The organism is Pantoea sp. CTOTU49201 (assembly GCF_032054795.1).
In the GTDB taxonomy this organism is placed as follows: domain Bacteria; phylum Pseudomonadota; class Gammaproteobacteria; order Enterobacterales; family Enterobacteriaceae; genus Pantoea; species Pantoea symbiotica.
Map to the genome: position 1 here is coordinate 1 of NZ_DAMBSA010000123.1, position 11075 is coordinate 11075.

General features: G+C 58.1%; 11 protein-coding genes and 1 pseudogene. 9 read left to right on the forward strand and 3 right to left on the reverse strand.

Annotated elements, in window-relative coordinates; all coding sequences use genetic code 11:
- Positions 1-907, forward strand: a 907-nt coding sequence (locus RTY00_RS10845; protein WP_312664431.1) for an arabinose transporter, incomplete at its 5' end; no start/stop codon positions are given.
- On the opposite strand, the gene RTY00_RS10850 is transcribed toward RTY00_RS10845, so the two are convergent.
- On the reverse strand, positions 870-2306 hold the full coding sequence (locus RTY00_RS10850; protein ID WP_312664432.1) for a PLP-dependent aminotransferase family protein: 1437 nt from the start codon (positions 2304-2306) through the stop codon (positions 870-872). The two genes, RTY00_RS10845 and RTY00_RS10850, sit on opposite strands and share 38 nt — an antisense overlap.
- Before the next feature lie 86 nt (positions 2307-2392).
- Here RTY00_RS10850 and RTY00_RS10855 point away from each other — a divergent pair, with 86 nt between their 5' ends.
- Positions 2393-2836, forward strand: a complete 444-nt coding sequence (locus RTY00_RS10855; RefSeq protein WP_154155808.1) for a rhodanese-like domain-containing protein — start codon at positions 2393-2395, stop codon at positions 2834-2836.
- Here RTY00_RS10855 and flk read toward each other — a convergent pair.
- Together flk and RTY00_RS10865 are read right to left on the reverse strand one after the other, a co-directional pair.
- Complete coding sequence (gene flk, locus RTY00_RS10860) at positions 2833-3864, reverse strand: flagella biosynthesis regulator Flk (RefSeq protein ID WP_008101238.1); 1032 nt, start codon at positions 3862-3864, stop codon at positions 2833-2835. The genes RTY00_RS10855 and flk overlap by 4 nt on opposite strands.
- 112 nt (positions 3865-3976) lie before the next feature.
- A complete protein-coding gene (locus RTY00_RS10865; protein ID WP_312664433.1) occupies positions 3977-4882 on the reverse strand; it encodes a DMT family transporter in 906 nt (301 codons plus the stop codon).
- 94 nt (positions 4883-4976) lie between these two features.
- On the opposite strand from RTY00_RS10865, the gene RTY00_RS10870 reads away from it, so the two are divergent.
- The 7 genes and pseudogenes from RTY00_RS10870 to RTY00_RS10900 all read left to right on the forward strand — a co-directional run.
- Positions 4977-5756 carry an AraC family transcriptional regulator gene (locus RTY00_RS10870; RefSeq protein ID WP_008101234.1) on the forward strand — a complete coding sequence of 260 codons (780 nt, stop codon included), beginning with the start codon at positions 4977-4979 and terminating at the stop codon, positions 5754-5756.
- A gap of 58 nt (positions 5757-5814) precedes the next feature.
- Positions 5815-6939, forward strand: a complete 1125-nt coding sequence (gene pdxB / locus RTY00_RS10875; protein WP_312664434.1) for a 4-phosphoerythronate dehydrogenase PdxB — start codon at positions 5815-5817, stop codon at positions 6937-6939.
- Between the two features lie 101 nt (positions 6940-7040).
- Entirely contained in the window at positions 7041-8051 is a 1011-nt protein-coding gene (locus RTY00_RS10880; protein ID WP_312664435.1) for an aspartate-semialdehyde dehydrogenase, read from the forward strand.
- Complete coding sequence (gene truA, locus RTY00_RS10885) at positions 8051-8857, forward strand: tRNA pseudouridine(38-40) synthase TruA (protein WP_091003723.1); 807 nt, start codon at positions 8051-8053, stop codon at positions 8855-8857. Before RTY00_RS10880 ends, truA begins: the two co-directional genes overlap by 1 nt.
- A 36-nt stretch (positions 8858-8893) precedes the next feature.
- On the forward strand, positions 8894-9547 hold the full coding sequence (locus RTY00_RS10890) for a DedA family protein (RefSeq protein WP_008105206.1): 654 nt from the start codon (positions 8894-8896) through the stop codon (positions 9545-9547).
- A 132-nt stretch (positions 9548-9679) separates the two neighbouring features.
- Complete coding sequence (gene accD / locus RTY00_RS10895; protein ID WP_008105205.1) at positions 9680-10588, forward strand: acetyl-CoA carboxylase, carboxyltransferase subunit beta; 909 nt, start codon at positions 9680-9682, stop codon at positions 10586-10588.
- Between the two features lie 66 nt (positions 10589-10654).
- A pseudogene (locus RTY00_RS10900) lies at positions 10655-11075 on the forward strand (bifunctional tetrahydrofolate synthase/dihydrofolate synthase); the annotation flags it as partial.

Consider the following 11075-nt stretch of genomic DNA (forward strand, 5'->3'; position numbering starts at 1 on the left):
GGGTGTGGCGTATCTGGCGGCGGCGTTGTTACCGGTTTCTCCGTGGACGAAGTTTGGTTTGCTGGCGGTAGGGCGCTTGCTGTTAGGATTCGGCGAAAGCCTGCTGCTGACCGGCAATCTGACCTGGGGCATGGGATTGGTGGGCAGCAAACGTTCCGGATTAGTAATGTCATGGAACGGTATGGCAATTTACGGATCGCTGGCGGCTGGCGCACCGCTCGGCTTGCTGATTAATCAGTATGGCGGCTTTGCTGCGTTGGGCGCTGTCGAGCTGGTTCTGCCGTTGTTGGCGCTTGGGATCAACAGCTGGATTGGTAAAGTGCCGGTCGCCGGTGGCGAGCGGCCATCGCTGTTCAGCGTAGTGAAGATTATCTTTCAGCCAGGATTGGCGCTGGCATTGCAGGGCACCGGCTTTGCGGTAATCGGCACCTTTACGTCACTCTATTTTGCTGCGGAAAACTGGGGCAATGCCGGTTTCGCGCTGACCGCTTTTGGCTGTGCGTTTGTGCTGGTGCGTGTGTTCTTTGGCGGCTTGCCGGATCGACACGGTGGCGTAAAAGTGGCGATGGTCTCTTTGCTGGTGGAAACCGCCGGTCTGCTGCTGCTGGCGTTCGCCAGTTCCGGCTGGATGGCGCTGATTGGCGCGTCCCTGACCGGCTGCGGCTGCTCGCTGATCTTCCCGGCGCTGGGCGTTGAAGTGATTAAGCGCGTATCGCCACAGATTCGCGGCACCGCGCTCGGCGGTTTCTCGGCATTTCAGGATATCGCGTACGGTGCCAGCGGCCCGTTGACCGGCTTGCTGGCGACGGCGCTGGGTTACGGATCGGTCTATGTCGCGGGTGCCTGCTGTGCGGCGCTGGGTATTCTGGTCACCTGGACGTTTGCACGGAGTGCGACAACAGCGTAACCAGCTTATCGCAGGCGCTGACAATCTCACCGGGCGTCAGCGCCGCAAACCCTAGCAGCCAGCCCGCTTGCTGCACTTCACCGGCATAAAGCGGGGACAGGCGCGGCAGCAGCAATCCGCTCTCTTTTGCCTGTGCGGTTAAGCGCGCTTCATCACCTTGCAGCAGTTGTACCGTCAATTGTAAGCCGCCGGCCGCTGGCAGCGGTTTGAGCCACGGTTGCAGGCGCGTTTCAATTTGCGCCTGCAAGCAGTCACGTCGGCTGCTATAGAGCTGGCGCATCAGGCGCAAATGGCTGGAGAAATGGCCTTGCTGCAAAAACTCCGCGCTGATCGCCTGCGGCAGCAATGCGCTATGACCATCCATCACGCTGCGCGCGCGGCCCAACGGCTCCACCAGTTGTGGCGGCACCACTATCCACGCCAGCCGCAGCGACGGGAACAGCGTTTTGGAAAAGGTACCCAGGCAAATCACCCGACCATCTGCGGCTAATCCTTGCAGCGCCGGAGCGGGGCGATCCTCGTAATGAAATTCGCTGTCGTAATCGTCCTCGATCAACCAGCTATCCTGCTGTTGCGCCCACGCCAGCCACTGCAAGCGCCGCGCCAGGCTCATGGCTGTGCCGGTGGGATAGTGATGCGCCGGTGTCAGATAGACCAGTTTCGCGCTGCCGCTCAGCGGCACTGCACCTTCCGCATCCAGCGGCATGGCGCGACAGCGCGCCCCGGCGGCAAGAAACGCATTGCGCGCGCCGGGATAACCTGGCTCTTCCAGCCACACTTCGTCACCCGTATCGAGGAACATCAGCGCCAGCAGCTGCAGCGCCTGCTGCGAGCTGGTGAGGATCACCACTTGTTCCGCCGTGCAGCGTACGCCGCGCGACAGCGCCAGATAATCCGCCACCGCTTGCCGCAGCGACGGCAATCCAAGCGGATCGCCGTAACCCATCACTTTGCTGCCCAGCAAGCGCTGAACCTGATTGCTGATACGACGCCACTGCGCGTGCGGGAAAGCGCGTAACTCGGGCGAACCGGCGGCAAAGGCGTGAGGAAAGGGCGGATCCTGACAGCCGCCGGTTGCCAAAACCTGCTGGCCGCGCTGGGAAAAGTGCGGCGAGCGCTCGATGCGAGTTTTCTGCGTGGGCGACGCCATGCGAATCGACACAAACGTCCCGCGTCCGCCGTGACGCTGCAGATAACCTTCACTTTCAAGCTGCGCATACGCCGCCTCCACCGTGACGCGCGACAGCGATAAATCGCTGGCTAACTGGCGGCTGGACGGCAACTTTTGCGCATGCCGCAAATGCCCGTTGGCGATGGCCTGACGCAAGGTATTGCACAGCCGCTCACGCAAACCGCCCTGAGTTTGATGGCTAAACAGCGCGAGAAATGAAGTGGTCATAATGGTCTTATCGCTATGCCATAAGTGGTATCAATATTCAGACCACTTTGCCGTAAACTGGGTGAAAATCACAACAGGAGAATGCGATGTCAGCAGTTTTGAAATTTTCCCCAGCCAGCGCCAGCGAAAGCGTGGCGTATCTGCAACATAAACTGGCGTACTACACCGATGCGTGGGATTTAGCGGAGGATCTGGCGCAGGGCATCACGGCAATCGTGGTGATCGATGCGCGTTCTGACGAGGTTTATCAGGCCGGCCATATTTGCGGAGCTCTTTCGTTTCCGCATCGCACCATGAATGCGGAATCCACTGCGCATCTTGATCGCAGCAAAGTTTACATCACCTATTGCGACGGCATCGGTTGTAACGGCTCAACCAAAGCCGCGCTCAAGCTGGCATCGCTGGGTTTTCAGGTTAAGGAGTTAATTGGCGGGCTGGATTTCTGGAAGCGCGATGGCCATCCAATGGCGTGGGGCGCGGCAGCGGGTGAATGGCCGCACGCCACGCCCGCTGCCAACTGCGGCTGCTAGATAAACAGCCACAGCAGGAAGATGAACAGGAAGATACCGGCAATCAGCGTGAGTGCCGGGCGCTGGGCCAGCGGCTGCGGCAGCATCTGGATAAATGGCGACCAGATTGGCTGCGGACGAATTTGGCTATCGGCCAGCGGCTGCTCATGCAGTTTCTCGGCGCGGCGGCTAAACAGCAGATTCAGCAGATCCTGCGTCTGCGCTGGCGTCAGCACGGTGGTCGGCAGCGCCTGGAAACGTTGCTGGCTGTAATCTTCCAGCAGTCGCTGCTCATCGTGGGTTAACGGCTGGCGCAGCGAGGTTTCCAGCATCTGCAAAGTCGGCGCACTGTGCTGAGCCAGCGTCTGACGCACCTGCAAATATTGCGTCAGCAGTGGGAAGTGGCGTGATGGAATCGGATCGCCACTTTTCAGATGCACCAGCTTCAGCGTATCGGCCAGCAATTTCACCGGCGATTCACCGGTTTTCGCTGCAAGACGCGTAACCTGCTGATTCAGCGATTGCTGCTCTGCCGGCAGCAAACTGCGATCGGACACGCGGGTTTGCTGCGGCTGCGGGATCGCCATCTGACCGTTTTGCAGCATGGTCAGCACCTGACGCAGCTGATCCTGCGACAACGCGCTCAACACCGTTTGATTAAACTGCTGACGAATAAATTCGCTCACCGCCTGGCGATTATTGCCCTGCGGCAATTTCTCCAGCAGCTGTTGCAGCAGCTGGCGCGTAGCGAGGCTGTTTTGCACTTGCGTCAAGCGACCATTGAGATGCTGTTCTGCCGCCGGGAAGTGGCGCGATTGCAGCTCCGCTTCACTCTTCACCCCAACTTCATGCCGCACGCCAGCCCAGAGTTCCGGCGCTTTCAGCGTACTCAAAGACATGATGCGCACAATCAGGCGTTCCAGCGTGGTGCGCTGGGCAGGAGAAAGCGGCTGTTCACCGGCTGGACCGCCAGGACGCGTCGGGCCAGTGGCCTGAGATAAAGGGGAACGATCGCCCGCGGGCACACCGGGACCGCTGAGAGGTTGCATGGCGGAATCCTTGAAAACGGGTCAGATCCGGGTGCGCCGGAAAAAAGAGGCCACATGATAGCAAAAGCCCCCAGGAAATCCACGGGGGCTGCGGCCTTTCCGGATAATAAAATCAGGCGGCGGGATCGGCAAGGGTTGCGCTACGTGGCTTACGCAGCGGGGTTTTCAGACGTTGCGCCAGAATAACGCCGACTAACGTCATGCCACCGCCAATCCAGTGATAGGCGTGCAGCTGCTCATGTAGGAACATCACGGCAATAATGGCCGTAAACGCCGGTACGAAATTCATAAAAATGCTGGTGGTGCTGGCACCCAGACGCTGCACGCCAAGGATCCACAGGAACGGTGCGATGATCGACGCAAACAGCCCGGCATACAGCACCAGCGGCAGATTGTGCATATTGAGCGTGACATCCGGCGCATGCAGGAAGCCAGGCAGCAATAGCAGCACGCCAAAGAAAATCTGCACATACAGGCTTTGCCAGGTTGGCAGCGGAATCGCCCAGCGTTTGGTCAGTACGCCGTATAAAGCGTAGGAAGTGGACGCTGCCAGCATCATCAATTCACCATTGCCGAGCCGTTGATTCAGCAACTGCGCCGGATTGCCTTCGCTCACCAGCCACACCAAACCGGCGAAAGACAGCAAGCCGCCAATCAAAATGCCGCGCGTCGGCGCAAGGCGCAGCACAACCAGGCTGAGCAGAATGGTCAACAGCGGAATGGTCGCGCCAAGAATCCCCATCATCACCGCAGAAACGCTGTGTGCCGCGTAATAAGCGAGGCTTTGATACAGCACCATGCCGAGCAGGCCGAGGATCAGCAATCGCCAGCCGTTGGCTTGAAGGGTGTGACGATGGCGCCACACGCCCGGCAGGCAAAACGGTGGTAGCACCACCAACGCCAGCAGCCAGCGATAGAAGGAGATCGCCGCAGGATCGATACTTCCCGCCGAGAGTTTGCTGACGATAGTGTTGATCGACCAGATCAGCACCGCGATCAGCGGAAACAGTAAATTCATGATACAGCTCCTCAGATAATCGCGAATAGTTTACGTTTGACCGGTTTAAAGCAGATAGTTAAAATCGGACAATATTCGTTAGTGACCGGACAGAATGAATCTTCAAGTCGAATACCAGCCGCCGATTGATGCGCCCTTGCTGCGCTTCTTTATGCGTTACGACGAGGTCAACGCCAAAACCGAATACCTCACGCATGCGCATGATTGGGGCCAGGTGATTTTCGTTACCAGCCACGTACTGGAGATGGAAGTGGAGGGCGAACGTCTGCTGACGCCTGCCGATATTCCGATCTGGATCCCGGCCGGCCATCGTCACAGCAGCTACAACCACAACGATGCGCGTTTTCGCACCTTTAATCTTGCCGCCGATCTCTGCGCGGGCCTGCCGGATAAAGCCTGCTTATTGCATGTCGATGCCATTGGGCACGCCATCATGAATGATTTTGCCCGCCGTGAACTGGAGCAGCCGCAGACGCAAGCCGACTGGCGCATGTGTGAAGTGTTGATCGATCGCCTGCGTCTGGCGCCGGTACACAACAGCTATTTACCGATGTCGGATGACAAATTCCTCGCGCCGATTCTGCGCGCGCTCGAAGCGCATCCCGGCGATAACACCACGCTGGCACAATGGGCGAAGCGCGTGTTCACCACCGAGCGTACGCTAGCGCGACGCTGTCAGCAGCAGTTGAATATGTCGTTCAGCGAGTGGCGGCAACGTTTACGCTTTCTGCGTGCTATCGCGCTGCTGGAGCAGGGCTGCAGCGTGCAGGGCATCGCGCATGAGTTGGGTTACAGCTCGGCCTCGGCGCTGATTGTGATGTTCCAGCAGCAGGCCGGTACCACGCCCGATCGCTATCGCAGTCGGTTAGGTTAATCCCCGGCTTTATGGCAACATATGCGCCTTAAAATTCTCAGCAGACAGGACCGCCGCAGTGAAAATTCTCGTCGATGAAAATATGCCTTATGCCCGTGAACTGTTCAGCCGCACCGGCGATGTTGTGGCGGTGCCGGGACGTCCGTTGCCAGAAGCCGAGTTGCAAGATGCCGATGGCCTGATGGTACGTTCCGTCACCAAAGTGAATGCGGCGCTGCTGGACGGTACGCCGGTGAAGTTTGTCGGCACCGCGACGGCGGGCACCGATCATATTGATGATGCATCGCTGGCGGCGGCAGGCATCAGCTTCTCTGCGGCGCCAGGCTGTAACGCCATTGCGGTGGTGGAGTATGTGTTCTCCTCGCTGCTGCTGCTGGCGGAGCGCGATGGTTTTGAACTGCGCGATCGCACGGTGGGCATTGTTGGTGTGGGTAATGTTGGCGGCCGCCTGCAGAAGCGTCTGCAAGCCTGGGGCGTGAAAACGCTGCTGTGCGATCCACCGCGCGCCGATCGTGGCGATCAGGAAACCTTCCATTCGCTGGATGATCTGGTGGCGCAGGCCGACATCCTAACCTTCCACACGCCGCTGTTCAAAGATGGCCCGTATAAAAGCTGGCATCTGGCCGATGCGGCGCTGCTGATGGCGCTTAAACCCAACACCATTCTGATCAACGCCTGCCGCGGTCCGGTGGTGGATAACGCAGCGCTGCTGGAAGTGCTGAAGATGCGTCACGATCTCAGCGTGGTGCTGGATGTGTGGGAGCCGGAGCCGGATCTGTCGCTCGAGCTGCTGGATAAAGTCGATATCGCCACCGCGCATATCGCCGGCTACACGCTGGAAGGTAAAGCGCGCGGCACCACGCAAGTGTTTGAAGCCTGGTGCGACTTTATCGGCCAGCCGCAGCAGGTGGCGCTGGAAAGCCTGCTGCCGGCACCGGAATTTGGTTCTATCACCCTGCGCGGCAAGCTCGATCAGCCAACGCTAAAACGCTTAGTGCATCTGGTGTATGATGTGCGCCGCGACGATGCGCCACTGCGTAAAGTGGCGGCAAAGCCAGGCGAGTTTGATCGCCTGCGCAAGCAATATGAAGAGCGTCGTGAATGGTCATCGCTGCAGGTGCATTGCGATAATGCGGAGACGGCGGCGATGCTCAATCAACTTGGCTTCCGCGCCAGTTTGTAAAGAAATTTCAATCACCTGCAATATTGCGGGGGATAATTCCTAAATCTCGGGCGATGTTTTCATCGCCTTCTGTTTTTGTGTCAATCTTTGGAGTAACCAACATGTCTGACGGCTGGAATATCGCGCTTTTGGGCGCAACAGGCGCAGTAGGGAACGCTGTACTGGAACTGCTGGCTGAACGCCAGTTCCCGGTTGGTGAGTTGTATCTGCTGGCGAGTGAAAACGGTGCCGGTGAGAACAAACGTTTTGAGGGACGTACCGTGCTGGTTCAGGACGCGGCCGAATTTGACTGGACGCAGGTGCAGCTGGCGTTCTTCACTGCGGGTCGTGAAGCCTCGGCGCGCTATGCCGAAGAAGCCGCCAGCCAGGGTTGTCTGGTGATCGATAGCAGCGACCTGTTCGCGCTCGAACCGGATGTGCCGCTGGTGGTGCCAGATGTGAATCCACAGGTGCTGGCTGATTATCGCAATCGCAACATCGTGACCGTGGCCGACAGCCTGGTGAGCCAGCTGCTGTGCGCAATCAAACCGCTGGTGGATCTCGCCGGTCTGAGCCGTTTGCAGGTCACCAACCTGATTGCGGCCTCCAGCCACGGCAAAGCGGCAGTTGATGGCCTGGCCGGTGAAAGTGCGCGTTTGCTGAACGGCGTGCCTGCGGAGCAGCACTACTTTGGCCGCCAGCTGGCGTTCAACATTTTGCCGCTGCTGGCTGACAGCAATGGCAGCGTCGAGAGTGAGCGCCGCGTGGTTGAGCAGGTGCGTAAAGTGCTGCAGGACGAAGGTTTGCCGATTGCGGTAAGCAGCGTGCAGGCGCCAGTGTTCTACGGCAACGCGCAGATCGTGCACGTGGAGAATCTGCGCCCGCTTTCTGCAGAAGAAGCGCGCGATGAACTGGGCCGCTCCGGTGATATCAACCTGAGCGAAGAGAGCGATTACCCAACGCAGGTGGGCGATGCATCTGGCAGCGACGTGCTGAGCATTGGCTGCGTGCGCAATGATTACGGCATCCCAGAGCTGCTGCAGTTCTGGTCTGTGGCAGACAACATCCGTTTCGGCGGTGCACTGATGGCGGTAAAAACTGCTGAGAAACTGGTGCAGGAGTATTTCTATTAATGTTGCCTGAAGGTAAGACGCTTAAGCTGGCGTTGGGTATTGAATACGATGGCAGCCGTTATTACGGCTGGCAGCGGCAAAATGAAGTGCGCAGCGTGCAGGAAAAGCTGGAAAAGGCGCTGTCGAAAGTGGCGGATCATCCGGTGGTGGTGTTCTGCGCTGGCCGTACCGATGCTGGCGTGCACGGTACCGGACAAGTGGTGCATTTCGAAACCACTTCGCCGCGCGCTGACGCAGCCTGGACGTTAGGCGTAAATGCGAATCTGCCCGATGACATCGCGGTGCGTTGGGTGAAAGCGGTGCCGGAGGAGTTCCATGCGCGTTTTAGCGCGACAGCACGCCGCTATCGCTACGTGATTTACAACCATCGGCTGCGTCCGGCGATTCTGGGCAATGGCATTACCCATTATTACCATCCGCTGGACGCGGAGAAGATGCAGCGCGCAGGGCAGGCGCTGATTGGCGAGAACGATTTCACCTCGTTCCGTGCGGTGCAGTGTCAGTCACGCACGCCGTGGCGCAACGTGATGCATCTCAACGTCACACGTCATGGACCGTATGTGGTGGTGGATATCAAAGCCAATGCTTTTGTGCATCACATGGTGCGTAACATTGTTGGCAGCCTGATGGAAATCGGCACCGGCAATCAGCCGGAAGAGTGGATGGCGACGCTGCTGGCGGCCAAAGATCGTAAGCTGGCGGCGGCGACCGCCAAAGCCGAGGGGCTTTATCTGGTGGCGGTGGATTATCCATCCCACTTTGCATTACCTCAGCCTGCGTTGGGACCCTTGTTCCTCGCGGATTAACCGTTAATTGATGGATTTTTGGGGAGTTGTGGTTATATGGAGTTCATCCACTTTTTAGTCGATTTTATTCTGCATATTGATGTGCATTTGGCCGAGCTGGTTGCGCAGTACGGCATCTGGATTTACGCCATTCTGTTCCTGATTCTGTTCTGTGAAACCGGTTTGGTGGTCACGCCGTTCCTGCCAGGCGATTCCCTGCTGTTTGTTGCCGGTGCGCTGGCGGCGCTGCCGGGTAACGACCTCAACGTGCATCTGATGGTGACGCTGTTGGTGATCGCCGCTATCCTCGGTGATGCGGTGAACTACACCATTGGTCGTCTGTTCGGTGAGAAGCTGTTCAGTAACCCGAACTCGAAAATTTTCCGCCGCAGTTACCTGGATAAAACCCACGCGTTCTACGATCGCCACGGTGGCAAAACCATTATACTTGCGCGCTTTGTACCAATCGTGCGAACCTTTGCCCCCTTTGTGGCAGGGATGGGACACATGTCTTATCGCCACTTCGCGCTCTACAATGTTACGGGCGCACTGCTGTGGGTGCTGCTGTTCTCTTACGCCGGTTACCTGTTTGGCGACCTGCCGATTGTGCAGGAGAACCTGAAGCTGCTGATCGTTGGCATCATCGTGGTTTCCATACTGCCAGGCGTAATTGAAGTGTGGCGTCATCGCCGCCAGCAGAAGTCACAGTAAGCTCGTAACCAGATTTTTATCCACAGCGTGAACGGGTTGTGGTTTAATGAGCGACATTTACGGCCTGCTGAAGGTGATTTCAGCAGCAATGAGAAGACTGGACCAGGTCAGCATTAAATAGAAAGGTCATCAATGAGCTGGATTGAACGCATACTGAATAAAAGCACTGCCACGCCAACGCGCAAAGCCAGCATCCCGGAAGGGGTGTGGACCAAGTGCGATAGCTGTGGACAGGTGCTGTACCGCGCCGAGCTGGAGCGTAACCTCGAGGTCTGCCCGAAGTGCGACCATCACATGCGCATGCACGCCCGTGAGCGTCTGCATAGCATGCTGGATGAAGGTTCGCTGGTTGAGCTAGGTAGCGAGCTGGAACCGAAGGATCTGCTGAAGTTCCGCGACTCGAAGAAGTATAAAGACCGTTTGGTCGCCGCACAGAAAGATACCGGCGAGAAAGACGCGCTGGTGGCGATGAAAGGCACGCTGCACGGCATGCCAATTGTTGCTGTGGCCTTTGAGTTCTCCTTTATGGGCGGCTCAATGGGTTCAGTGGTTGGCGCGCGCTTTGTGCGTGGCGTTGAGCAGGCGTTGGAAGACAACTGCCCACTGATCTGCTTCTCCGCGTCAGGCGGTGCACGTATGCAGGAAGCGCTGCAGTCGCTGATGCAGATGGCGAAAACCAGTGCGGCACTGGCGAAAATGCAGGAGCGCGGCTTGCCGTACATCTCCGTGCTGACCGACCCAACCATGGGCGGCGTTTCAGCCAGCTTCGCGATGTTGGGCGATCTCAACGTGGCGGAACCGAAAGCGCTGATCGGCTTTGCCGGTCCACGTGTTATCGAGCAGACTGTGCGTGAAAAACTGCCGCCGGGCTTCCAGCGCAGTGAGTTCCTGATTGAGAAAGGCGCGATCGACATGATCATCCGTCGTCCGGAAATGCGCTTTAAGCTGGCAAGCCTGCTGGCGAAAATGATGAACCTGCCAGCGCCGCAGCTGGATGGTGATCAGCCTAATGTGGCTGAGCCGGAGAGCAACGAAGCCTGACAGGCAACGGAAAGGCGCAGCAATGCGCCTTTTTATCAATGCACCGTAAATCAGTAAACGGGACACATGGATAATCTTCTCCTTCCTCAAGCCACGTCGCCTTTGGCCACGTGGCTTCATTATCTTGAGCATCTGCACTCGCAGGCCATTGAACTGGGTCTGGATCGTATTCAACGCGTCGCCGCACGCCTCGACCTGCTCAAACCCGCTCCTTTTGTCTTCACCGTCGCCGGTACCAACGGCAAAGGCACCACCTGTCGCACACTGGAAACGCTGTTGATGGCTGCGGGCTATCGCGTGGGCGTTTACAGCTCGCCCCATCTGGTGCGTTACACCGAACGTGTTCGTGTGCAGGGCGCTGAACTGGATGAAGCGCAGCACAGCGCCAGTTTTGCCGCGATTGAAGCCGGGCGCGGTGACATTTCACTGACCTACTTTGAGTTCGGCACCTTGTCGGCTTTCAATCTTTTCCGCGCGGCGAATCTCG